We start from the raw sequence: 22,623 nt of genomic DNA, 5'->3' as shown, positions 1-22,623 counted from the left end.
GATTTAGCTCCGTAGGAGCGACCTGTTAATAACGAATTATGGCTAATACATATTCACAAATTTATATTCAAATTGTTTTTGCAGTAAAAGGAAGAGCAAATTTGATAAAAGAAGAAAACCGTGAAGAATTACACAAATTCATAACAGGTATTGTTTCAAACAGGGGTCAAAAATTATTATCGATTTTCGCAATGCCAGATCACGTTCATATTTTAATTGGGATGAAACCTAACCTTTCATTATCAGATTTGGTAAGAGACATTAAAGCAGGTTCATCAAAATTTATTAATGATAATAAATGGATCAATACAAAATTTAATTGGCAAGAAGGATTTGGAGCTTTTTCTTATTCGAAAAGTCATTTAGATAATGTGGTGAAATATATTCTAAATCAAAAAGAACATCATAGAAAACAAACATTTAAAGAAGAATATCTTTCATTTTTAGAAAAATTTGAAATTGAATATGATGAGAAATATTTATTTGATTGGATTGAATAAAGAGGTCGCTCCTACGGAGCTTCTTAACTCATCCTAATTTTTTGCTAGTAACAGTTTGCCTCTCCGAGGCATTCAACAAAATAAAATTAGTGCCTCGGACAGGTAAACTGTTTGTGAATAATTTAAAAAAACAAAAACAAATGAAAACAGCGTACATAGTAAAAGCATATAGAACAGCAGTTGGAAAAGCTCCAAAAGGTGTTTTTAGATTTAAAAGACCTGATGAATTAGCTGCTGAAACCATTCAGTTTATGATGAATGAACTGCCTGATTTTGACAAAAAACGTATTGACGACGTTATGGTTGGAAATGCAATGCCAGAAGCAGAACAAGGACTTAACGTTGGTCGTTTAATTTCTTTAATGGGATTAAAAGTAGAAGACGTTCCTGGAGTTACAGTAAACCGTTACTGTGCATCTGGTTTAGAAACTATCGGAATGGCAACGGCTAAAATCCAGTCTGGAATGGCAGATTGTATCATTGCTGGTGGTGCAGAAAGTATGAGTTATATTCCGATGGGAGGTTACAAACCAACTCCGGATTATAAAGTTGCCGCTGCAGGTCACGAAGATTACTACTGGGGAATGGGTTTAACTGCAGAAGCGGTTGCTAAACAATACAATGTTTCTAGAGAAGATCAGGATGAGTTTGCTTATAATTCTCACATGAAAGCTTTAAAAGCACAAGCAGAAGGAAAATTCGATAAACAAATCGTTCCAATTACTGTTGAGCAGACTTTCATCAATGAAAATGGTAAAAAAGAAACGAAATCATACGTGGTTAATAAAGACGAAGGACCAAGAGCAGGAACTTCTAAAGAAGCTTTAGCAGGTTTAAGACCCGTTTTCGCTGCAGACGGAAGTGTAACTGCTGGTAACTCTTCTCAAATGAGTGATGGTGCTGCTTTCGTTTTAATCATGAGCGAAGACATGGTAAAAGAATTAAACCTTCAGCCAATTGCACGTTTGGTAAACTTTGCTTCTTCTGGTGTTGAGCCAAGAATTATGGGTATCGGACCAGTAAAAGCAATTCCGAAAGCCTTGAAACAAGCTGGTTTAACATTAAACGATATCGAATTAATTGAATTAAACGAGGCTTTTGCTTCTCAAGCTTTAGCAGTAACTCGCGAATTAGGTTTAAATCCAGATATCGTAAACGTAAACGGTGGAGCAATTTCTTTAGGACACCCTCTAGGTTGTACTGGTGCTAAACTTTCTGTTCAGTTATTTGATGAGATGAAACGTCGTGGTAACAAATACGGAATTGTGAGCATGTGTGTGGGTACTGGACAGGGTTCTGCTGGGATTTACGAAGTTCTTTAAAAAAGAGAATAGGAATATAGAATAAAGAGAATAGATGTTTCTTTGAGAATAAAAGAGATAGACTTTTAGAAATTATATAAAAGTTTTAAAAACAAATAAAAATAGTAATATTCCTACTTTTTATTTTATTAACTTGACTCAAAAAAACATGAGACACAATTATAAGAACTTAAAGATTTGGAAGATCGGAATTGCAATTGCCAATGAAATTTCAGACATATTAATAGAATTTCCAAAACACGAACGATACGATTTGAGTTCTCAAATAAGCAGATGTTCGGTTTCGATGCCTAGTAATATTGCTGAAGGATCTTCAAGAACTGATAAGTCTTTCAGTCACTTTTTAGACATTTCTCTAGGCTCTTCATTTGAACTAATTACACAATTATTGATTGCTAAACATAGAAAATATATAAACGAGATACAATTTAACCAATTAGAAATTAAAATAGAAGAATTTCAAAGAATGACAATGGGTTTTCAAAACGGACTAAAGTAAAGTCTATTTTCTATAATCTATATTCTATTTTCTTTCATAAAAAACAAAAACAAAATGGCAGATACAATCGAAAAAAACGTGACTCGTGGTGGTCAGTTTTTGGTTAAAGAAACAAAATGCGAGGACATTTTTACTCCAGAAGATTTCTCAGAAGAGCAGTTAATGATGCGTGACTCTGTAAAAGAGTTCGTAGACAAAGAATTATGGGCGCACAAAGATCGTTTTGAAAAGAAAGATTACGCTTATACCGAATCTTCAATGCGTAAAGCAGGTGAACTAGGACTTTTAGGAGTTGCAGTTCCAGAAGAATACGGCGGATTAGGAATGGGATTTGTTTCTACAATGTTAGTTTGTGACTACATTTCTGGAGCAACTGGATCTTTCTCTACAGCTTTTGGTGCTCATACAGGAATTGGAACTATGCCAATTACACTTTACGGAACTGAGGAACAAAAGAAAAAATACGTTCCGTTATTGGCTTCTGGAGAATGGTTTGGTGCTTATTGTTTAACAGAACCAGGCGCAGGATCTGATGCTAACTCAGGAAAAACAAAAGCTGTTTTATCTGATGACGGAAAATACTATTCAATTACAGGACAAAAAATGTGGATTTCGAATGCAGGTTTCTGCAGCGTTTTCATCGTTTTTGCTCGTATTGGAGATGATAAAAATATTACAGGTTTCATCGTAGAAAACGATCCTTCAAACGGAATTTCTATGAATGAAGAAGAGCATAAATTAGGAATCCGTGCTTCTTCTACTCGTCAGGTTTTCTTCAACGAAACAAAAGTTCCAGTTGAAAATATGTTATCTGAAAGAGGAAACGGTTTCAAAATCGCTATGAATGCCTTAAACGTTGGTCGTATTAAATTGGCTGCAGCTTGTTTAGATGCACAAAGAAGAGTTACTTCTGGAGCTGTAAAATACGCTAACGAAAGAATTCAGTTCAACACTTCTATTTCATCTTTTGGAGCTATTCGTTCCAAATTAGCTGAAATGGCAACTAACGCTTACGCTGGAGAAAGTGCTTCTTACCGTGCTGCAAAAGACATCGAAGACAGAATCGCTGCTCGTGAAGCTGAAGGAACTTCTCACCAAGAAGCAGAATTGAAAGGTGTTGAAGAATACGCTATCGAGTGTTCTATCTTGAAAGTAGCTGTTTCTGAGGACGTTCAAAACTGTTCTGACGAAGGAATTCAAGTTTTTGGTGGAATGGGATTCTCTGAAGACACTCCAATGGAAAGCGCTTGGAGAGATGCTCGTATCGCTCGTATCTACGAAGGTACAAACGAAATCAACAGAATGCTTTCTGTAGGTATGTTGATCAAAAAAGCAATGAAAGGACACGTTGATTTACTTGGACCTGCAATGAAAGTTCAAGAAGAATTAATGGGAATTCCATCTTTTGATACTCCAGATTTCTCTGAATTATTCTCAGAAGAAAAAGTAATCGTAGCGAACTTGAAAAAAGTTTTCTTAATGGTTGCAGGAAGTGCAGTTCAAAAATACGGTCCAGATTTAGATTCTCACCAACAGTTATTAATGGCTGCTGCCGATATCTTAATCGAAATCTACATGGCTGAAAGTACAATCTTGAGAACGGAGAAATTAGCGAAATCTCAAGGTGAAGATAAAGTACAAGAACAAATCGCAATGGCAAAATTATACTTGTACAAAGCCGTAGATATCGTAAACTTAAGAGGAAAAGAAGGAATTGCTTCATTCTCTGAAGGAGACGAACAACGTATGATGTTAATGGGATTGAAACGTTTCACAAAATACACAAACCTTCCGAACGTAGTTGCGTTGAGAGAAAAAATTGCAGAAAAATTAGTAGCAGAGAATACTTACTGCTTCTAATAGAAAATAGTTTTTAGCTTTTAATTTGTTTAAACCCGCGCAAGTCCGAAACTGCGCGGGTTTATTTTTGACGATTATAACTAAGAAAGATTTTAACTACAATTCGCAACTTTTTTGCATAAATCTGCAAAATATTCGTTAAAATTAGTACTCCAAATCTATTATAGTAGCTAAATATCAAATTTATTGCAGTACATTTAGCTTTCTAAAAAACTCTAAAAACCAGAAAAATGAAACAAACTACTCTTATCGCATTATTTTTAATGTGCTTTGGTCTTTCTACAACTTTCGCACAAAAAAATAAAAAAATGGATATTATCGCTTACTACACAGGCGATTCAAAATTGATTGATGAATACGAGGTCAGTAAATTAAATCAAATTATATTCAGTTTCTGTCATTTACAAGATGGAAAATTAACGGTTGATTCTGATAAAGATTCTAATACTATTAAGCACTTAGTTTCGCTTAAAGCTAAAAATCCACAACTTAAAATTATTGTTTCACTTGGTGGTTGGGGAGGTTGTGAACCTTGTTCTCAAGCTTTTTCTACTCCTGAAGGACGCCTCAAATTTGCAAAATCAGTAAAAGAATTAAGTGATTCTTATAAAGTTGATGGTTTAGATCTAGATTGGGAATACCCGGCAATCGAAGGACTTCCTGGTCATTTGTATCAAGCAGTTGACAAACCAAACTTTACAGAATTAGTAAAAATTCTACGTTCAACATTAGGTAAAAAATACGAATTAAGCTTTGCTGCCGGAGGATTTCAAAAATATTTAGACGAATCTATTGACTGGAAAGCTGTTACACCATTGGTAAACAGAATCAACATTATGAGTTATGATTTAGTAAACGGATATTCTCAAGTTACTGGTCATCACACACCATTATACAGTACAAACGCAAATGAAGAATCTACCAATAGAGCTGTTGAGTTTTTATTAAAACAAGGAGTTCCTGCAGAAAAATTAGTTATTGGAGGTGCTTTTTATACGAGACAATGGATCAATGTTGAAAACATCAATAATGGTTTATACCAAGCCGGAAAACACGTTGAAGGTGTAAATTTTAAGGATTACGCTAAAACATACACAGAAGCAAACGGCTGGAAATATTTCTGGGACGATAAAGCAAAAGCACCATACTGGTACAATGCCTCAACTAAAACTTTTGCAACTTCTGATGATTTGAAATCTATTAAAGAAAAAGCAGAATATGTTAAAGCGAAAAAGTTAGGCGGAATCATGTTCTGGGAATTGACTCTAGATAGTTTCCAAGACGGAATGGTAAATGAAATTTACAAAGTCAAAACTGCTAAATAATAAAAAAGGGAATCAATTGATTCCCTTTTCTATTTTATATAGTTACTAATGATTTACATGACTTTATTCTTATCCAATTCTCCAATAAACGGAATTGCTTCTAAAATTTCACTTCGGATTATCGTCTGCAAATAAACCTCAAGCTGAATAAATTTAGCCGCATTTATAGCACCAATTGCTTTTTTTGCCTGATTATAAGTTTTAGAGTAAAGTTTCTCATAATCGATATGATTTTTCAAAGTGGCTTTAGCCAATTCATCAGCTTTAGCATCGGTTAATGTTTCGTAATTTGCGGCATAATCATTTATCAACTGAAACTTAGTTTGTCCTAATGTTTTTCGTGATGTTTCATAATTATCGTAAACTTTGGTAAAAGCCGTAGCTTGCGCATCTGATAAATTCATATACTGCTTTACGAGTTCACTTTTAGATTTTCCATAAACACTTTGCACTACTTCTAAATCTTCCTTGTAAGAAGATTGCGCATAAGATGAAAATGACGCTATCGCCATGATAAGAATAAGACCTAATTTTTTCATAATTTAATTTGTTTTGTGGGTTGTTTTTAAAAATATATTCACTTTGAACAATACTGAATAAACACATTAAAACATTTAAATTTTAGAATACTGGGGCAAATAAACTCACTGATTTTCCATCTCTTTTTCCTTTGGAGCCCTTATTATTCCGTCATAATTTATTGGAGCGCGATTATTGCTATTTATAGATAATGTTGCAGATCCATTATAAAAAATTCTGAACATTAAATCGTAAGTATCATTTTGACCTCTTACTGTCGCCTGAAAATTGATATTCTTTGACTTTTTTCCAACTTTTATATTTTCAGGTTTCCCCTCAAATTTAATTCCACCATCGCCATTGTATCCAACATTGTAAACACGTCCAAAGAAAGGCAGATCACAAGAAGTCGTATCGACATTAAATTTTAAGAAATAAGTATAATCATCCAAAATAATCAATCTTCCTCCCTGAGGCGTAACTTTTTGTGCTTCAAAAACAAAAGTTTTAGAATCAATTAAATCTTCTATTTCTTTTTGCTTTTTTTCTGCTTGTTCTGCCTTGAGTTCTTTCTTTGTTTTCTGTTGGGCAAAAACAGAGAAGTTTAAAAAGCACATTAACAATAAAATGGATAATCTAGTTGACATAAAGTATAAATTAATTGTATTATAGTTATCGTTTTATTTTTTAGTAAATCGCATCATCGCAATATCACCCGAAATAAAATTTAAAGTTTTTCCGTCATCGGTAATATCATACGATGTTACTTTCTGAAGCGTACTCATAAAGACCTGTTCTCCGTCACTTCCGTTTATACACATCATTTTAGTCACTGCCATTGGCTGCGTAAAATCTATTTTATTTCCGTTTACAACCAATTTACCAGTATAAGAATTACAGCTGTTATTTCCTGAAACCCTATTTTCTTTTGTATCAAAAGTAATGGTTGGCTTTTTTTGAGGATACAAACCATCAAAAGTAATTCTAGGTCCCGTAATATAATTCAGTTCCCAATTTCCATCCAATTTAGAAATCTCATTCTCTTTTTTACATTTAAAAACATTGCAGGAAATTGCCAATGTTGCTACTAAAACTAAAATTGAAATATTTTTCTTCATAATGATAAAATTAAGATTTTATTCATTTACAAAATTGGCTATCAACATCTTAAACAATAAAAACATCTTCGAATTTACGCAATATTTTCCAATTGATGCTTCGTAAAGTTTAAATTTAAAAAGAATAGTTTGACTTTTTTTTAACTTTTACCGTTAAATCAAATCCATTATTTTATGTTAAATTTACTTAATATATAATTTAAAAGCCTTCATATATGAAAAAGATAATCGTTTCTTTCGCTATACTTACAGCCTTAATTGTTGGTTGTAAGACCAATACAAAATCAAATGATGCCAAAACTCTAACGGTTGCATTAGAACCAAAAAGCAATAGTAATGTTACGGGAACAGCTGTTTTTACTGAGAAAAATGGAAAAGTAACCTTTACTGCAAAAATGACTGGTCTTGAACCTGGAGTTCACGCGATTCACATTCACGAAAAAGCAGATTGTAGTGCCGCAGACGGAAGTTCTGCAGGAGGACACTGGAATCCAACATTCAAAAAACATGGAAAATGGGGATCTACCGAATATCATAAAGGTGATATCGGAAACTTTACCGCTGATGCAAAAGGTAACGGATCGATCACTTTGACTACTGACGAATGGTGCGTTGGATGTGTAGATACCAATAAAGATGTTCTTGGCAAAGGGTTAATTGTTCATTCAGGAACAGATGATTTTACCACTCAACCAACTGGAAATGCTGGAGGTAGAGTAGCTTGCGCAGGAATCATTAAATAAGAAAATTTTCAATAACCGTTATATTTTCACAAAATATAACGGTTATTTCATTTAAAATGAATTCTAAAACAAGAAAAAGACATAGCTTTGCAGCAGCAAAATTAAGTCAATGATTAATCCCTCAGCACCAGGCTGGATCGATAAGTTTTTTAGTGAACAGAAGTTTTCAGAAGCAATTCCTTTTGAAACCGTAGATTCTTTTTACTACAAAGTAAGAGAAACAGGATTTATTTATGGTCATATTATTGCTATCGATTCGCAGATTCCAATTCCTATAAAAGGCTGGTTTAAAACCGAAATTTCAAAAGCAGCTCTTCTAAATACTCTCTATCATGTTTTTTGTTTGGAGAAAAGAAATTCGGAACCTAAAAATTTTATTTCAGAAGTTTTAAAGTTTTACAAGCAAATGAATCCCGAAGGATTTAATTTGCTGAAAATTTTATTGCCCAAAGACACTCCTTCTACATCTCTAGAAAATATAATCGATCAAAGAGTTCAGACAAACGATAGTATCATCAGTAAAAACTTTTCGCATTTGGTAACTAATGCCCTTTTATTTATTGATGTTTTGGCATTTCGACAATATTTAGAGCATGGAGAAATTCCTGAAAAATACTTAAAACGAATTGAAGAAACAGTTCTTGGAATTGTTGGTTTAGCCTTAAAGACCAAAACCTCAAAATCTGTTCACGATGATTTATTAATTAAACTTTTTGAAGCCTCGATTCGATACTCGAAATTTTCTAAAGTTACGGTTGATACTTTAGAAAATTTACAATTAGACTATTTCAGCAACAAATTAGAACAATATTATTTGATTGATATGGCTGGAATGGCACTATGGAGTGATGGCGTTGTAGAAAACGAAGAAGCTTATTTCTTATACGCATTAGGCTCAACTATGGGAATTGCCGATGACTTTGTAACAAAAAGTATGAATACAACCAATGCTTTTATTACAACGCACAAAAAGAAAATCCCATACTTTAACTACTCTAATCCAGTCAAGCATTTTTACGATCAAATGACGCACAGCGTTATAAAACTGATTGTTAGAAACAAAAACAGATTGGTAAGAGAAATTATGCAGAGCAAAGAATTGGTTGTTTTATTAGCCTATTCTACCACAAGGGACTTAGATGCAAAAGAAAAGAAAAAAGTAAAAAAACAGCTTTTGGAAATTTGCAAAACCATTCCATCACTGACCATATTTTTACTTCCAGGAGGAAGTTTATTACTCCCGATATTAATCAAGTTTATTCCGACAATGCTTCCTTCAGCATTTAATGAGAATTTAGACGAAAACGAATAAAAAAAATCGCCCTTTTTAGAGGGCGATTTCTATTTCTACTATTAAAGATCTAATTGGTAAACTTCGTCTAATTCATCATTCGAAGCAATGTTTACATCTAAATCAGTTACAAATCCTGAATTTAATCCGTAAACCCATCCATGAAGCATTAAATCTTGGCCATTTTTCCAAGCATTCTGCACAATAGATGTTTTTGCCAAGTTGTAAACTTGTTCTTTAGTATTGATTTCAACAAAAGCATTAAAACGCTCTTCTTCGTTCTCAATCGAATTTAAGTATTTGTCATGTAAACGATATTCATCTTTAATATGACGCAACCAGTTATCGATAATTCCAACAGACTGATGTCCCATTGCTGCTTTTACACCTCCGCATCCATAGTGTCCGCAAACAATAATATGTTTTATCTTCAAAACATTTACTGCATAATCCAGTACACTTAGCATGTTCATATCAGAATGTACCACCATATTAGCAATGTTTCTGTGTACAAAAACTTCACCTGGTTTTGCACCAACAATTTCGTTTGCAGGAACACGGCTGTCAGAACATCCAATCCATAATAATGGCGGTTGTTGACCTTTTGCCAAATCAGCAAAATAATTAGGATCTTTTGCTAATGAAGTCTCAACCCACTTCTTATTGTTTTCTAATAACTGCTCATAAAATTTTCTCATTTTTTTATTTTTTGTGTGGTAATTTCTAATTCTAAGAATGCTTCAAATAAGAACTCAAATGTAAAGTTACCTAAATTTTGACATTTCCACGGTCTTAAAAACACCTATTTTTTATTATTCTCCTCTAACAACTTCTTTTTGAACCAGTTCTCTTTTTGCCACATCATAATAATGCTCGATCGTAACATGGTTCTGATTATCGGGCGTATTTTCTAATTCATACGCTTCTTTAAAGCCTTTAAGTTTCACTTTAATATTTTCATCAATAGCTCTGGTTTCTTTAAACTCACGAATCAGATCCAGAACATCATGCGAAATATATTCGGTATCATGAGCATTGATGATCACTTTAGAATTTTCCGGAATTTCGCTCAACGTTTGTTTGATTGCCGCTTTATTTAAAAATGAAACTTCCTGGGCTAAATCTATATGAATAATATCTCCATCCTCGTATTCCTCTTTTTTGAAATTGTAAGCTCTTTTTAAATTTCCTCTTAAAACGAAAATAATACTAATAACAATACCCAACGCAACACCTTTTAGCAAATCTGTCGCAACAACAAAGACCAAAGTTGCAATGAAAGGGACAAACTGGTATTTTCCCTTTTTCCAGAAATGCATAAAGGTTGCTGGTTTAGCTAATTTATATCCTACCAAAATCAACACCGTTGCCAATGTTGCTAATGGAATTTTGTTCAAAATAACCGGAATAGATAATACGCTTATCAATAAAAGTATTCCATGAATAATAGTAGAAAGTTTTGATTTAGCACCTGCATTATTATTCGCAGACGACCTTACTACGACAGATGTCATTGGCAAACCTCCTAAAAGAGAACTCACGATATTACCAACACCTTGAGCTTTAAGCTCGACATTTGTATTGGTGTAACGTTTTTGCACATCCATTCTATCCGAAGCTTCAATGCACAATAAAGTTTCTATAGAAGCAACAATGGCGATTGTAAGACCCACCACCCAAACCTGCGGATTTGTAACAGAAGCAAAGTTTGGCGTAATTAGAATAGATTTGAAATCATCAAAAGATTTTGGAACAGGCAAAGAAACCAAATGGTCTTTTCCAATGGCTAATGAACTTCCTGTTGATAAGAATATCTCATTTAAAACTACTCCGATGATAACGGCAACTAAAGCGCCAGGAACTAATTTTAATCTTTTTAGAAACGAAACTCTATCCCACGAAAGCAAAATCACCAATGAAACCGCAGTAACTACGACAGCACCTAATTGAATATGATTTAAAACATCAAATAAATAAGAAAAAGAATTACTTCCATCGTTTTGTATAAAGGCCTGATCACCTTCATAATCGGCATCGTAACCAAAAGCATGAGGCAATTGTTTTAAGATAATGATAATTCCGATACCGGCTAGCATTCCCTCGATTACGTTGGTTGGAAAATAGTTTGATATACTTCCGGCTTTTAAAAATCCTAATGCTAATTGAATTACTCCAGCAATAAAAACAGACATTAAAAATACATCGAAAGCTCCTAAATCAGTAATTGCGGTTAAAACGATAGCCGTTAACCCAGCAGCCGGACCTGATACACTAATGTGCGACTGGCTTAAATATCCTACAACGATACCACCAATAACACCTGCAATGATTCCGGAAAATAATGGTGCCCCAGAAGCCATTGCAATACCTAAACACAACGGAAGAGCCACCAAAAAGACCACTAAACCTGAAGCAAAATCAGATTTAAGGTTGGCAAAAAGATTGATTTTTTTTGTCATAATATAATACTAAAAAATTATTCATTAAAGATTTACCACATCTCAGAATGAAATGCGGTTAAAAGATCAAAATAATCGGAAGTATTATACTAAATTGGGAGGTGGAGCAAATATGCTTGGAGAAATATTATCTAACTTGACAATATTTTCAGAAATAATTGTTTTCTTCTCGATACAAACCTGAAGTAAAACTTCATGTTCGAGAATTGCTGGATGAACTACATTTTTAAGTTCTTTATGTACTTCCTCTTCAGCGATGCTAAAAGATACAGCCGTGCCATTCCCTTTCTTTAACGCCTGAACAATTGTTGGAGTCGATAAGAAGGCAATGAATATAAATAATAATATGCGGGCTACAAATTTCATTAAAACAAAAATAGCGTTAAACAAACAAAAACAAAGAGATTTTATAGAAATTTAACATAAACAAAAAAGCAGAATGCAATTTTCATTCCATTCTGCTTATAATTCTTTAAAAAACAATTCTTTAAAGTGTTTCTTCTAACCAAGCATTCATCATCCAGATGGTTTTTTCTTGTTCTGAAATGAAATCGCTCATCATAGAATTTGTACCCTCATCGTTAATTTCGTCCGATTTGTTTAATATTTCTCTTTCAATTTTTAATAAATCTGACAAAGAATGAACAATCAGCTGAACCGCTTTTTCATCATTCGAAATATTCTTTCCGACAGTTAATTTATTGTTTTTGATATAATCTTCAAAAGTATGTAAAGGAGTTCCTCCGATCGTCAAAACCCTTTCGGCTATCATATCTATTTTTAGTTGCGCATCTGTATATAATTCTTCGAATTTCACATGTAAATCAAAAAAACGTTTTCCACGAATGTTCCAGTGAATTCCTCTCAAATTTTGATAATACACTTGAAAGTTTGACAAAAGCACATTTAATTCTTTTACTAATAATTCTGATTCTTTTACAGGTAATCCTAAAATATTTGTCTTCATAATCTATTTTTTACACTAATTTACTACAAAATTAAAGTAACTTTTATAAAATAAACATAAATAAAAATTATATTTTCTTATTTTTGCATCACAAATTACTATCAACATGACTATAACTCAATTACAATATGTGTTAGCGGTTGCTGAGCATAAAAATTTCACTCTTGCAGCTGAAAAATGCTTTGTAACTCAGCCAACTTTAAGCATGCAAATACAAAAAATCGAAGAAGAACTTAACATTTTAATTTTCGACAGAAGTAAAAAACCGATCCAGCTTACTGATATTGGTCAGAAAATAGTAAATCAGGCAAAAAATATCGTAAACGAAGCCGATCGTATTAGAGATATTGTAGAACAGCAAAAAGGTTTTATTGGAGGAGAATTTCGTTTGGGAATAATTCCAACCATTATGCCAACTCTACTTCCAATGTTTTTGAATAATTTCATCAAAAAATATCCAAAAGTTAAGCTTTTAATTGAAGAGCTGAATACCGAAGAAATTATTCTAAAATTAAAAAACGGACATTTGGATGCCGCAATTGCAGCAACTCCACTTGAAGACGAAAAAATCAAAGAAATCGTTTTGTATTTTGAACCGTTTGTGGCTTACATTCCAGAACATCATGCCAGTTTTGGAAAAGAGGAAATAGAAGTTGCCGATTTAAATTTGAATGAAATCTTACTTTTACAAGACGGACATTGTTTTAGAGATGGGATTTTAAATCTATGTAAAAGTGTTTCAGATGCCGACCAAACTAATTTCCAGATCCAAAGCGGTAGTTTTGAGACCCTGATTAAATTAGCCGACGAAGGTTTGGGTACAACATTACTTCCGTACTTGCACACCTTAGACTTAAAAGAATCCGATAAACTGAAACTTCGAAACTTTAAGGAACCAAAACCTGCCCGCGAGGTAAGTTTGATTTACCCAAAGAGCGAATTAAAAATGCAAATCATTGACGCAATCAGATCTACAATTGCTGGCGTTGTAAAAGGAGCAATTGTTTTTCAGAATGTTCAAATCATAAGTCCGCTTCAAAAGAAAGCATAATAAAAAAGGAGCCAATTTGGCTCCTTTTTTTATACTTTAATCAGTAGTAGACTTTGTTTCAATTCTGGTTTTTCGATTACAAAACTTAATAACCACTCTTGTAATTGTTCCATTTCGTAAGGTAACAGTGTTTTGATAGCTTTTTCTAACTCTTTGCAGAAAAGTATCGGATCGAAACTTACTCTTTCAAGTATTGATTTCGTGTAATCAAACATCATTTTTGACATAATAAAATAAGATTTTCGGGGGTGATCTATTTTTTTAAACTCGAGCCAAATTTAAACAAATAACTAACATAAATACTTTTTTTAACTTATTATTTTAAAAACTTTAGCAACGAATACGTTTTCTTAAAACACATAAATCAATATAGAATCATTCTAAACAACTCATTCTTAAACGTTTTTAAAGGCTCTGAACATTTCTCGTTTCCCAGGAGGCCCCGCTAATTTTTCGACGGTAAATCCTACAGCAATCATGCTTCTTTTTACAACACCACGTGCGGCATAAGTTACTAAGACTCCATTAGGCTTTAAGCTATTGTACATTTTCTGAAAAATTTCCGTACTCCAAAGCTCCGGTTGCACCCTGTATCCGAAGGCATCAAAGTAAATCAAATCAAAAATTTCAAAATCGTCGATTTCATCAAAAAATTGTTTCCTTTTGGTTAACGAGAACTGGTCGCAAATTTCTCCTTTTTGGTTCCATTCTGATTTATGCATTTTTTCAAAAATGTTATGAAATTCCAATGCTTCCAATTCTTCTGCATAATTCATCTCTAAGATTTCTGTCGCATCGACTGGATATGCTTCTACCCCAACATAATCAATCTTCTGATTTTTCCGAATGGCTTCCAAAAAAGTAATAAAAGCATTCAGCCCTGTTCCAAAACCGATCTCTAATATACTGATTGGTTTTTCAAACAAGGAAAGTCCATTTTTTATAAATACATGTTTTGCTTCCTGAATTGCTCCGTGTTTAGAATGGTAACATTCGTCCCATTCTGGCAAACGAATTGTTGTTGAGCCATCTAGCGTTTTTATTATTTCTCTTTTCACTTTTTCCGAAATTTACAATGGCTTTTTATTGATTTTCAAGCCATTTTAATATCCAAAATTAATCAAAACTAATGCGTAAAGCCTTAAAAATCGACAGTTTTTTCATAAATTCTTTATAAAAATCAATTAAATATTTGAGTTTATTATAGGATAAATAAATCTCAGTCAAAAGCAGTAAATAATGAATTTTCACTAAGCTTTTTACATATTTTTACGTAATTTTGCATTCAATAAATTCCATATTACACGATATCATCGTTTTAAAATTCTTAAAACGAAGGATATCTCACAAAAAACTTACATAACTATGAGTACAACTCAAACAAGCAAAATTGAAATCAGAAAAGCTGATTCGTCTAAGATAAGCTCTGTAGACTTTGAAAACTTAAGTTTTGGTGCTGTATTTACAGACCATTTATTTGAATGTGATTATAAAGACGGACAATGGCAAAATCCTGTCATTAAGCCTTATGCTCCGATTTTAATGGATCCATCATCAAAAGTCTTTCATTATGGTCAAGCTATTTTTGAAGGAATGAAAGCTTACAAAGACGAGAACAATGATGTTTGGTTGTTTAGACCTGATGAAAACTACAAACGTTTTAACAATTCTGCTGTTCGTATGGCAATGCCAGAAGTTCCAGAAGACATTTTCATGGATGGTTTAAATGAATTATTAAAAATTGATCAAGAATGGATTCAAAGAGGAAATGGTGCAAGTATGTACATTCGTCCTTTTATGATTGCTACAGGTCCTGGAGTTATCGCAAATCCATCTGACGAATATAAATTTATGATTTTACTTTCTCCTGCAAAAGCATATTATGGAGGCGAAGTAAAAGTTATCATTGCTGAACATTTCAGTAGAGCTGCAAATGGTGGAATCGGTGCCGCAAAAGCTGCTGGAAACTACGCTGCTCAATTTTACCCAACTAACTTGGCAAACAAAGACGGTTTCCAACAAGTTATCTGGACTGATGATGCAACACATACAAAATTAGAAGAAGCCGGAACAATGAACGTTTTCTTCAGAATTAATGATACATTATTGACAGCTCCAACAAGCGAAAGAATTTTAGATGGTGTTACCAGAAAAAGTTTAATCGCAATGGCTGAAAAAGAAGGATTAAATGTAGAAGTTCGTCCAGTAATTGTTTCAGAATTGGTTGAAGCAGCTAAAAACGGATCTTTGAAAGAAATCTTCGGAGCAGGAACTGCAGCGGTTATCAGCGTTATCAAAGGATTCTCTTATAAAGATGAATACTACGAAATGGCACCAATCGAAAATTCTTATGCTTCTTTCTTAAAAGAAAAATTGACAAGTCTTCAAAACAAACTTTCTGAAGACACTTACGGATGGACAGTTAAAGTTCAATAATCCAAAACCATATAAAAAGAGAAACCCGATAAATTTAGTTTTATCGGGTTTTTTATTTTGTTTTTAATTTAAATTATAATCTTAAAATTTTTAAACACATAGCTATGTGCATTAATGCAAGTGAAACGCCTCTTTAGAATTCCTAAGAACTTTGTTTCTATGTGTTTTTAATATCTATTCTAGAATAATTTAGAAAAATCAGGCTTAAAGTAATTAGGGCCTTTCATTACTTTTCCATCTTCACGGTAAATTGGTTGTCCATCTTCTCCTAATTTACTCATATTACTGCGTTGAATTTCATCAAAAACTGCTTCAATCTTGTCCTGAAGTCCGTGTTCGATAATTGTACCGCACAAAATATACATCATATCACCAAGAGCATCTGCAATTTCAACTAAATCATTATTCTGAACCGCTTCATAATATTCTTCGTTTTCTTCTTTCATTAAATTATAACGAAGTAATTTTTTCTCTGCTCCTACATCGGCAACTGGAGTTGATTTATGGCCAATTTTAAAAGCAGTATGAAATTCTGTTACGGCGTCGAGTTGTTTTTTCATATATATAATTTCCTTTTTTTTTTGCTAATATAAGTCACTTTAAGGTAATTCCGAAAATTTATTGAATGAAATGAAAAGCCAAACTAGCAACAAATCGTATACAATTCTCTAAATTTGTCAAAAATAATTTTAAAAACTATGTTTAGTCAAGGACAAATACTATTTGGAGTGTGTTTTTTTATTGCGTTTGTAATCATAATGATTTTCGCTTATCGAAAAGATTTAGCACTTCATAAAATCTTTTATAAAGGAAATTACAAAGTGCTTCTTGTTTTTCTACTTTTTATTGCCATTTTGTTTTTGATTAAGATATTCTTTAAAAGATAATTTTCTTGCCGTTTTAAAAGTCCTTTTTTACACAAAAAATCAATCCTTATAAAATAAAACCTAATAATTATTGGTTATTAGTAAGACTGACGATAAAATTTATAACTTTACGAACCAAACAATCTACCAATGAAAATTCTTAAGTATTTATTTCTTTTTGCGTTATTAAGCTTTGTTGCTTTAACTGTGTTTGTTGCCACTCAAAAAGGAAATTTTTCTGTAGAAAGAAGTAAAGTAATCAATTCGCCTCGTTCGACAGTTTACAACTATCTTAATGACTTTAGAAATTATGAAGATTTTGAATCATGGTCGGTTGAAGATCCTACTATAAAAATGACGTATGCCAATAAAACAAGCGGAAATGGCGCTTCTTTTTATTGGGATGGAGCTGATGGAAAAGGAAATGCCGTTACACTTAAAACAAAAGATGGCGAAAGCATTGACCAAAAAATGCAATATGATGGTACTGAAGCCGATGTTAACTGGGTTTTAAAAGATACACTAAACGGAAAAACAAAAGTTACCTGGAAAGGAAAAGGAACAATGAGCTTTTTGTTTAAAATCTACACTTCCCTGCACGGAGGAGCCGACAAAGTTATTGGAACTATATACGAAAAAAGCTTAGCCAACATTGATAAAAACTTAGATTACGAAACCAAAACTTATGCAGTTAAAGTTGACGGTGTAGTTAAAAAAGAGGAAACTCCATATATCCGTCAGACATTTACCAGTGAAATTGCAAAAGTGAACAAGAATGCTAGAATCGTAATTCCAAAATTGATTCACTTTAGCGAAACCAATGGATTATCAGCAAACGGAAAACCATTTATCATCTATCACACTTACGATACCAAAACAGGCTTAGCAAAGATTTCGATTTGTTTACCAATCAATAAAGAAATCTCTATTAGTTCTGGAAGCGATATTTTGTCTGGAAAACTAAATGGCTTTGATGCAGTTAAAACTACGCTTAACGGAGATTATTCTCATAGAGATGAAGCCATTGCCAAAACAACGGCCTACATCAACAATCAGAAAATGATTCCAGATTTTAGCTGGTCACATCTTGAAATCTGGACTTTAAGTAAATTAGATGTAAAAGGATCATCTAAACTTGTTACAGAAATTTACTTTCCGATAAAACCAAAAGTGGTACCTGTTGCTACTGAGCCTACTTATACACCACAAACAACAAATAGCACTCAAGAAGAAGTTCAAAATGAAACTTCAAGTGAGCAGCCTCGTCCAGAGCCCAAAAAAGAACCTGTTAAAAAGAAACCGGCTCCTGTTGCGCCAACTCCTGCTCCTGCAAAAGAAGAAGAGTCTGAATTTTAATTTTTTAGATTGATTAAACCTTTTGTTTTAAATTTAGTCTAACTTTTAAAGAAGGTTTAAAACACAAGAAGTTTGATCGACGAGAGAGATTTTATAAAACAATTATTAAACCCCGAAACGCAAAACGTAGCGTTTCAAAAACTCCTGTCTGATTATCAACGACCTTTGTATTCTCATATTCGAAATATTGTTTTGAATCATGATGATACTGATGATGTCTTGCAGAATACTTTTGTAAAAGTCTTTCAGCATCTTAAAAACTTTAAAGGCGAAAGCAAACTTTTTTCGTGGATGTATCGCATTGCCACAAATGAGGCTTTGACTTTTTTATCAAAAAAAGCAAAATTAAGCGGTATTTCATCTGAAGACCTTCAGAATAAAACAATTGACAACTTAAAAGCTGATCTTTATTTTGACGGAGACGACATCCAGATCAAACTTCAAAAAGCAATTGTTACATTACCTGAAAAACAACAATTGGTTTTTAAAATGAAATATTTTGAAGAATTGAAATATGAAGAAATAGCAGAAATTTTAGGAACTTCTGTTGGCGCATTGAAAGCGTCTTATCATCATGCAGTAAAAAAAATTGAATTATATGTTACATCCAATTAAACCTTTTGTAACTAAAACTATCTTATAAGTATTATGAAAACATTTAAATTAGAAAACGAACCAAAAATAAAATCCGGGTTTAAGACTCCGGAAAATTATTTTGATGATTTTTCCGAAAAGGTTTTACAGCAAATAAACGAAAAAGAAGTTAAAGTAATTCCTTTTTACAAACGTAAAAAAACAATTTCGCTTGCGGCCGCCGCGATAATTGGTTTTGCATTATTAATACCGATTGTAAATAATTATAGGGCTAATTCAAACGATCTTGACGAAGCTACTTTAGAAACATACCTTTCTTATCATTCTAATATAAGTCAATACGATTTAATTCAAAAATTAGACGACAGTGATATCGAAAAATTAGGTAACGATGTTACTTTAGAAGACGAAACTTTGGAAGATATTTTAGCTACAAGTTCAAACATAGAACACTTAATTTCAGAACAAAATTAAATCAAACTTAACTCAACTTAACTTAACAATGAAAATAAGAAACATTTTACCACTCCTGCTATTTCTGACAAGTTTTTCAATTTTTGCACAAAATGGAAAAATTGATGAGAAGCGCGAAAAAATCAAAGCTTTTAAAGTTTCATTTTTAACGACGGAATTAGAATTAACTTCAACTGAAGCTGAAAAATTTTGGCCAATTTATAATGCGTACGATGACAAACAATACGAATTAAAGTATTTAAAAATGAAAACGTATGTAAAAAAATTAAAAGATGATAATCTTAAAAATCTTTCAGACAAAGAAGCAGCAACATTATTATCTCAAATCGAAAGTACAGACAAAGAAATATATCAGCTTCGTGAAAAATTCATGAATAACTTAAAAAAAGTACTTTCTGCAAAGAAAATATTATTGCTTAAAAAATCCGAAGACGACTTTAATCGAAAGTTATTGCAACAATATCGCGACAAAGCCAACAAAGATTAAACTTTAACGAAACAACAGCGGTAAAGCCCCTATATAATAATACTTACTTTATTATTTAGGGGTTTTACTATTTTATTTAAAATGAAGTCGAAGCACTTTATTATATCCTGCAGCAATCGCAGTATTTCTATTTAAAAAACGGATTGTAAAAAGTCTTGGGTCTGTAGAAAGCTGCATCCAGTTTTCGCCGCCGTTTTGAGAATACTGAATTCCCTCAGATCCTACGCACATAATTTCTTTACCATTTCCGCCCGGAACATATTGTACGCAAGAAGCATAACCAAATCCCATGTTTTGACCAATTAATTGCCAAGTTAAGCCTCCATCTGCTGTGAAAGCTTTGTTATCTACTTTTTTTCTGGATAATCATAATCGCCACCCGCTATAAAACCATGTTTAGAATCATAGAAATCGGCTGTAAAAATACCGGTCATTTGTTTTCCTTGAACAATTGGAGTTTCTATCACTTTCCATGTTTTTGCTTTGTCTGGAGAATAAAAAACACGAGCTTTCTTTCCTCCTGAAACCAGCCAGGTATCATTTCCTTTTATCACTATATTGGTATTACTTGCTGCAAAAGCCGCTTCGCCAAGAGAGTTGGTAGGCAATTTATCTGAAAGCAGTTTGGTCCAGGTTTCACCACCATCACGAGTTACAATGATAGAAAATGTATCTTCAGTAGGATCACCAATTGCAATTCCTTCTTTGTCATTCCAAAACTGCATACTATCATAAAAAACCTTTGGATTAATTTCTTTATAAACCAATCTCACTTTCTGTGTTTTTTTAGAAACGGCATATAATAACGCCGGATTTCCCACACTTAAAAGAAAAACATCTTTAGAAGTTTGAGCTATACTTCTAAATTCTAAATTTAAAGTATCTCTATAAATATGATCTTCAAATTTTTCATTTTTATCTAAATCGTAATATCCAAAACGAGAATTGTCTGCTCCATACCAAACCTTGTTTTTATCAATAACAATTGCCCTTATACTAATTCTATCTTTAAACAAGGTATCAATCTGCATAGATGTAAAACCACCTGCAAACTCTGCATTAGTAACAAAAGACGTGGTCTTAAAAGACATAAATAGGATAAATATGCAAAAAAACAGTATAACTTTTTTCATATGGATAATATTTGGGGACGTTGCTAAAATACAATTAATTCTAAAATTTAACCTATATTCTTATAATAAATTATTCATTTCTTTTAAGCAGTAAAAACAATTTAATCCAGCAAAATCGGACCTTTAATAACATTGGAGATTCTCTAAAATTTTTATGGCACAGTAATTGGATATTACACAATATTAATCTTCAATATGATTTTATCATGAAAGCGAAAATACTTTTACTAGCCCTATTTGCATTAGCAATCAGCTCTTGTCAAGCACAAGCTGGAGCTACTGTTTATGCAAAAAACTCAGATATAAGTGACAACTTAGATTTACGAGCTGTTGCTTCTATTTTTGGAGAATCAGCCAATCTTCAGGATTTTGAAAGACGTCTGAATGATCCAAAATATCAAATATCAAATCTTGACTTAAATGGTGACGATGAAGTAGATTATCTTCGTGTTATCGAAAGTGTTGAAAACAGAACACACGTTGTAATTATCCAAGCCGTTTTGGACCGTGATGTTTATCAGGATATTGCTACCATTGACGTTGAAAGAGACAATTACAACAAAGTAAGCGTTCAGGTTGTTGGAAATACCTACTTATATGGTTCAAACTATATTTATGAGCCAGTATATAGTGTGGTTCCTGTTATTTATTCTTCATTCTGGGTTACTAATTACAGACCATATTATTCAACTTGGTATTGGGGTTATTACCCAACTTATTACACAGCATGGGCACCATATCCTGTTTACAGATACAGAAATAATGTAAATGTGTGTATTAATGTTCATAATAGCTACAACTACGTGAATGTAAGAAGAAGTTACAGAGCTCCTGCTATCTATGAAACAAGACGTACTTACGGTTACGAAAGAATGCGTCCTAATTATAGTTTTGCAGAAAGACACGCTAACACTTCTAATAGATATGAATTGGACCAAAGACGTGTTGCAAGTAGAGAATCTAACAGGAATTACAGTACTAATAGAACTAGTACATCAAGACCTGTTTCTTCTGATAATAGAACATCGAATAGAACTTATGCGGAAAATAGAAATTCCAACACTTACAGAACTTCTACTGACAGAAGTAATTCAAACACAAACAGATCTTATTCGACTAATAGAACAGAAAATACAAATTCTAGCAGGCAAACTGCAAATAGAGATTATCCAACAAGATCAAATAACACTCAGAGAACTGAAAACACTCAGAGATTTGAATCTAGAAACAACAATACTGTAAGCAGCCCGAGAGCGAGTACCAATCGTGAAATGGCACCACAAAGAACTGAAAGCTCAAGAGGTTATTCTGAGAACAGATCTTCAGGAAACTCTAGCAGAGAATATTCTGCAAGACCACAGCAAACTCAACAGCGTTCAGAGGCACCGAGAGCTAGCCAGGAAACATCTAGAGTGAGCCAAGAATCCAGAGGTGGTGGCCAATCTCAACGAGAAAGCGGTTCTAATTCAAGAGGCGGCGGAGGCGGCGGCAGAAGAGGATAATTTTATTAAAAATTTACAAATAGAAGAAGCACAATTTAACGATTGTGCTTTTTTTTATCTTTTTAGTTTTAATAGCTGCTAATTTGTTTTAAAACAGTAAATTTGCAACCGTCTTTTATAA

The 22,623-nt window shown here is 32.8% G+C and carries 26 protein-coding genes; 14 read left to right on the top strand and 12 right to left on the bottom strand.

Annotation, left to right across the window (positions count from 1 at the left end):
* The first annotated feature begins 38 nt into the window (after positions 1-38).
* The 5 genes from tnpA (at position 39) to K6T82_RS01570 (ending at position 5,506) form a co-directional block, all read left to right on the top strand.
* A complete protein-coding gene (gene tnpA / locus K6T82_RS01590; protein ID WP_223704266.1) occupies positions 39-500 on the top strand; it encodes an IS200/IS605 family transposase in 462 nt (153 codons plus the stop codon).
* A 140-nt stretch (positions 501-640) separates the two neighbouring features.
* Positions 641-1,822: a thiolase family protein gene (locus tag K6T82_RS01585; protein ID WP_223704265.1), complete on the top strand. Its 1,182-nt coding sequence runs from the start codon at positions 641-643 to the stop codon at positions 1,820-1,822.
* 148 nt (positions 1,823-1,970) lie between these two features.
* Entirely contained in the window at positions 1,971-2,321 is a 351-nt protein-coding gene (locus K6T82_RS01580; RefSeq protein ID WP_207295241.1) for a four helix bundle protein, read from the top strand.
* A gap of 54 nt (positions 2,322-2,375) precedes the next feature.
* On the top strand, positions 2,376-4,181 hold the full coding sequence (locus K6T82_RS01575) for an acyl-CoA dehydrogenase family protein (protein ID WP_223704264.1): 1,806 nt from the start codon (positions 2,376-2,378) through the stop codon (positions 4,179-4,181).
* A 230-nt stretch (positions 4,182-4,411) separates the two neighbouring features.
* A complete protein-coding gene (locus K6T82_RS01570) occupies positions 4,412-5,506 on the top strand; it encodes a glycoside hydrolase family 18 protein (RefSeq protein WP_223704263.1) in 1,095 nt (364 codons plus the stop codon).
* A 53-nt stretch (positions 5,507-5,559) separates the two neighbouring features.
* On the opposite strand, the gene K6T82_RS01565 is transcribed toward K6T82_RS01570, so the two are convergent.
* From K6T82_RS01565 to K6T82_RS01555, 3 genes are all read right to left on the bottom strand, one after another.
* A complete protein-coding gene (locus K6T82_RS01565) occupies positions 5,560-6,045 on the bottom strand; it encodes a hypothetical protein (protein WP_223704262.1) in 486 nt (161 codons plus the stop codon).
* A 105-nt stretch (positions 6,046-6,150) separates the two neighbouring features.
* Positions 6,151-6,672, bottom strand: coding sequence for a DUF4251 domain-containing protein (locus K6T82_RS01560; RefSeq protein ID WP_223704261.1), 522 nt, complete (start codon positions 6,670-6,672; stop codon positions 6,151-6,153).
* A 33-nt stretch (positions 6,673-6,705) separates the two neighbouring features.
* Positions 6,706-7,143 (bottom strand): META domain-containing protein, encoded by a 438-nt coding sequence (locus K6T82_RS01555; protein ID WP_223704260.1) that lies wholly within the window; start codon positions 7,141-7,143, stop codon positions 6,706-6,708.
* 215 nt (positions 7,144-7,358) lie between these two features.
* On the opposite strand from K6T82_RS01555, the gene K6T82_RS01550 reads away from it, so the two are divergent.
* Together K6T82_RS01550 and K6T82_RS01545 are read left to right on the top strand one after the other, a co-directional pair.
* Complete coding sequence (locus tag K6T82_RS01550) at positions 7,359-7,886, top strand: superoxide dismutase family protein (protein ID WP_223704259.1); 528 nt, start codon at positions 7,359-7,361, stop codon at positions 7,884-7,886.
* Positions 7,887-7,995: 109 nt separating this feature from the next.
* Positions 7,996-9,198 carry an LETM1-related biofilm-associated protein gene (locus tag K6T82_RS01545; protein ID WP_223704258.1) on the top strand — a complete coding sequence of 401 codons (1,203 nt, stop codon included), beginning with the start codon at positions 7,996-7,998 and terminating at the stop codon, positions 9,196-9,198.
* 41 nt (positions 9,199-9,239) lie between these two features.
* Here K6T82_RS01545 and can read toward each other — a convergent pair whose 3' ends face one another.
* The 4 genes from can to K6T82_RS01525 all read right to left on the bottom strand — a co-directional run bounded on the left by can (position 9,240) and on the right by K6T82_RS01525 (position 12,603).
* Positions 9,240-9,875 carry a carbonate dehydratase gene (gene can, locus K6T82_RS01540; RefSeq protein WP_184160776.1) on the bottom strand — a complete coding sequence of 212 codons (636 nt, stop codon included), beginning with the start codon at positions 9,873-9,875 and terminating at the stop codon, positions 9,240-9,242.
* 114 nt (positions 9,876-9,989) lie between these two features.
* Positions 9,990-11,636, bottom strand: coding sequence for a SulP family inorganic anion transporter (locus K6T82_RS01535; RefSeq protein ID WP_223704257.1), 1,647 nt, complete (start codon positions 11,634-11,636; stop codon positions 9,990-9,992).
* A gap of 84 nt (positions 11,637-11,720) precedes the next feature.
* The gene (locus K6T82_RS01530) at positions 11,721-12,002 is read right to left on the bottom strand and encodes a hypothetical protein (RefSeq protein ID WP_223704256.1); all 282 of its coding nucleotides are present in this window, start codon (positions 12,000-12,002) and stop codon (positions 11,721-11,723) included.
* A 121-nt stretch (positions 12,003-12,123) separates the two neighbouring features.
* The gene (locus tag K6T82_RS01525) at positions 12,124-12,603 is read right to left on the bottom strand and encodes a Dps family protein (protein WP_111288607.1); all 480 of its coding nucleotides are present in this window, start codon (positions 12,601-12,603) and stop codon (positions 12,124-12,126) included.
* A gap of 106 nt (positions 12,604-12,709) precedes the next feature.
* On the opposite strand from K6T82_RS01525, the gene K6T82_RS01520 reads away from it, so the two are divergent.
* Positions 12,710-13,654, top strand: coding sequence for a LysR substrate-binding domain-containing protein (locus K6T82_RS01520; RefSeq protein ID WP_223704255.1), 945 nt, complete (start codon positions 12,710-12,712; stop codon positions 13,652-13,654).
* A gap of 29 nt (positions 13,655-13,683) precedes the next feature.
* Here the strand turns inward: K6T82_RS01520 and K6T82_RS01515 are convergent, their stop codons facing one another.
* Both K6T82_RS01515 and mnmC2 read right to left on the bottom strand, forming a co-directional pair.
* Positions 13,684-13,881: a hypothetical protein gene (locus tag K6T82_RS01515; protein ID WP_184160761.1), complete on the bottom strand. Its 198-nt coding sequence runs from the start codon at positions 13,879-13,881 to the stop codon at positions 13,684-13,686.
* 168 nt (positions 13,882-14,049) lie between these two features.
* Positions 14,050-14,712: a tRNA (5-methylaminomethyl-2-thiouridine)(34)-methyltransferase MnmC2 gene (gene mnmC2 / locus K6T82_RS01510; RefSeq protein ID WP_223704254.1), complete on the bottom strand. Its 663-nt coding sequence runs from the start codon at positions 14,710-14,712 to the stop codon at positions 14,050-14,052.
* Positions 14,713-15,019: 307 nt separating this feature from the next.
* Here mnmC2 and K6T82_RS01505 point away from each other — a divergent pair, with 307 nt between their 5' ends.
* On the top strand, positions 15,020-16,090 hold the full coding sequence (locus K6T82_RS01505) for a branched-chain amino acid aminotransferase (protein ID WP_223704253.1): 1,071 nt from the start codon (positions 15,020-15,022) through the stop codon (positions 16,088-16,090).
* A gap of 179 nt (positions 16,091-16,269) precedes the next feature.
* Here K6T82_RS01505 and K6T82_RS01500 read toward each other — a convergent pair whose 3' ends face one another.
* Positions 16,270-16,650, bottom strand: a complete 381-nt coding sequence (locus K6T82_RS01500; protein ID WP_223704252.1) for a pyrophosphohydrolase domain-containing protein — start codon at positions 16,648-16,650, stop codon at positions 16,270-16,272.
* 456 nt (positions 16,651-17,106) lie between these two features.
* On the opposite strand from K6T82_RS01500, the gene K6T82_RS01490 reads away from it, so the two are divergent.
* The 4 genes from K6T82_RS01490 to K6T82_RS01475 all read left to right on the top strand — a co-directional run bounded on the left by K6T82_RS01490 (position 17,107) and on the right by K6T82_RS01475 (position 19,867).
* The gene (locus tag K6T82_RS01490; RefSeq protein ID WP_223704251.1) at positions 17,107-18,312 is read left to right on the top strand and encodes an SRPBCC family protein; all 1,206 of its coding nucleotides are present in this window, start codon (positions 17,107-17,109) and stop codon (positions 18,310-18,312) included.
* Positions 18,313-18,384: 72 nt separating this feature from the next.
* Positions 18,385-18,927, top strand: a complete 543-nt coding sequence (locus K6T82_RS01485; protein ID WP_223704250.1) for an RNA polymerase sigma factor — start codon at positions 18,385-18,387, stop codon at positions 18,925-18,927.
* Between the two features lie 33 nt (positions 18,928-18,960).
* Positions 18,961-19,380, top strand: a complete 420-nt coding sequence (locus K6T82_RS01480) for a hypothetical protein (RefSeq protein ID WP_223704249.1) — start codon at positions 18,961-18,963, stop codon at positions 19,378-19,380.
* 28 nt (positions 19,381-19,408) lie between these two features.
* Positions 19,409-19,867, top strand: coding sequence for a sensor of ECF-type sigma factor (locus tag K6T82_RS01475; protein WP_223704248.1), 459 nt, complete (start codon positions 19,409-19,411; stop codon positions 19,865-19,867).
* Between the two features lie 72 nt (positions 19,868-19,939).
* Here the strand turns inward: K6T82_RS01475 and K6T82_RS01470 are convergent, their stop codons facing one another.
* Both K6T82_RS01470 and K6T82_RS01465 read right to left on the bottom strand, forming a co-directional pair.
* Positions 19,940-20,158, bottom strand: coding sequence for a beta propeller repeat protein (locus K6T82_RS01470; RefSeq protein WP_223704247.1), 219 nt, complete (start codon positions 20,156-20,158; stop codon positions 19,940-19,942).
* Positions 20,159-20,214: 56 nt separating this feature from the next.
* On the bottom strand, positions 20,215-20,958 hold the full coding sequence (locus K6T82_RS01465) for a WD40/YVTN/BNR-like repeat-containing protein (RefSeq protein ID WP_223704246.1): 744 nt from the start codon (positions 20,956-20,958) through the stop codon (positions 20,215-20,217).
* Between the two features lie 248 nt (positions 20,959-21,206).
* On the opposite strand from K6T82_RS01465, the gene K6T82_RS01460 reads away from it, so the two are divergent.
* Complete coding sequence (locus K6T82_RS01460) at positions 21,207-22,502, top strand: hypothetical protein (protein ID WP_223704245.1); 1,296 nt, start codon at positions 21,207-21,209, stop codon at positions 22,500-22,502.
* Positions 22,503-22,623: the final 121 nt, after the last annotated feature.

It is taken from the genome of Flavobacterium potami, from assembly GCF_020026915.1.
Lineage (GTDB): Bacteria > Bacteroidota > Bacteroidia > Flavobacteriales > Flavobacteriaceae > Flavobacterium > Flavobacterium potami.
The sequence above is the reverse complement of the archived record's forward strand: the minus strand, read 5'-3'. Positions and strand labels throughout refer to the sequence as shown.

Bases quoted from the DNA above. Each gene is read 5' to 3' on its own strand.
- tnpA (WP_223704266.1), top strand. From the start codon at position 39: ATGGCTAATACATATTCACAAATTTATATTCAAATTGTTTTTGCAGTA.
- K6T82_RS01585 (WP_223704265.1), top strand. From the start codon at position 641: ATGAAAACAGCGTACATAGTAAAAGCATATAGAACAGCAGTTGGAAAA.
- K6T82_RS01580 (WP_207295241.1), top strand. From the start codon at position 1,971: ATGAGACACAATTATAAGAACTTAAAGATTTGGAAGATCGGAATTGCA.
- K6T82_RS01575 (WP_223704264.1), top strand. From the start codon at position 2,376: ATGGCAGATACAATCGAAAAAAACGTGACTCGTGGTGGTCAGTTTTTG.
- K6T82_RS01570 (WP_223704263.1), top strand. From the start codon at position 4,412: ATGAAACAAACTACTCTTATCGCATTATTTTTAATGTGCTTTGGTCTT.
- K6T82_RS01565 (WP_223704262.1), bottom strand. From the start codon at position 6,045: ATGAAAAAATTAGGTCTTATTCTTATCATGGCGATAGCGTCATTTTCA.
- K6T82_RS01560 (WP_223704261.1), bottom strand. From the start codon at position 6,672: ATGTCAACTAGATTATCCATTTTATTGTTAATGTGCTTTTTAAACTTC.
- K6T82_RS01555 (WP_223704260.1), bottom strand. From the start codon at position 7,143: ATGAAGAAAAATATTTCAATTTTAGTTTTAGTAGCAACATTGGCAATT.
- K6T82_RS01550 (WP_223704259.1), top strand. From the start codon at position 7,359: ATGAAAAAGATAATCGTTTCTTTCGCTATACTTACAGCCTTAATTGTT.
- K6T82_RS01545 (WP_223704258.1), top strand. From the start codon at position 7,996: ATGATTAATCCCTCAGCACCAGGCTGGATCGATAAGTTTTTTAGTGAA.
- can (WP_184160776.1), bottom strand. From the start codon at position 9,875: ATGAGAAAATTTTATGAGCAGTTATTAGAAAACAATAAGAAGTGGGTT.
- K6T82_RS01535 (WP_223704257.1), bottom strand. From the start codon at position 11,636: ATGACAAAAAAAATCAATCTTTTTGCCAACCTTAAATCTGATTTTGCT.
- K6T82_RS01530 (WP_223704256.1), bottom strand. From the start codon at position 12,002: ATGAAATTTGTAGCCCGCATATTATTATTTATATTCATTGCCTTCTTA.
- K6T82_RS01525 (WP_111288607.1), bottom strand. From the start codon at position 12,603: ATGAAGACAAATATTTTAGGATTACCTGTAAAAGAATCAGAATTATTA.
- K6T82_RS01520 (WP_223704255.1), top strand. From the start codon at position 12,710: ATGACTATAACTCAATTACAATATGTGTTAGCGGTTGCTGAGCATAAA.
- K6T82_RS01515 (WP_184160761.1), bottom strand. From the start codon at position 13,881: ATGTCAAAAATGATGTTTGATTACACGAAATCAATACTTGAAAGAGTA.
- K6T82_RS01505 (WP_223704253.1), top strand. From the start codon at position 15,020: ATGAGTACAACTCAAACAAGCAAAATTGAAATCAGAAAAGCTGATTCG.
- K6T82_RS01500 (WP_223704252.1), bottom strand. From the start codon at position 16,650: ATGAAAAAACAACTCGACGCCGTAACAGAATTTCATACTGCTTTTAAA.
- K6T82_RS01490 (WP_223704251.1), top strand. From the start codon at position 17,107: ATGAAAATTCTTAAGTATTTATTTCTTTTTGCGTTATTAAGCTTTGTT.
- K6T82_RS01480 (WP_223704249.1), top strand. From the start codon at position 18,961: ATGAAAACATTTAAATTAGAAAACGAACCAAAAATAAAATCCGGGTTT.
- K6T82_RS01475 (WP_223704248.1), top strand. From the start codon at position 19,409: ATGAAAATAAGAAACATTTTACCACTCCTGCTATTTCTGACAAGTTTT.
- K6T82_RS01470 (WP_223704247.1), bottom strand. From the start codon at position 20,158: ATGGGATTTGGTTATGCTTCTTGCGTACAATATGTTCCGGGCGGAAAT.
- K6T82_RS01465 (WP_223704246.1), bottom strand. From the start codon at position 20,958: ATGTCTTTTAAGACCACGTCTTTTGTTACTAATGCAGAGTTTGCAGGT.
- K6T82_RS01460 (WP_223704245.1), top strand. From the start codon at position 21,207: ATGAAAGCGAAAATACTTTTACTAGCCCTATTTGCATTAGCAATCAGC.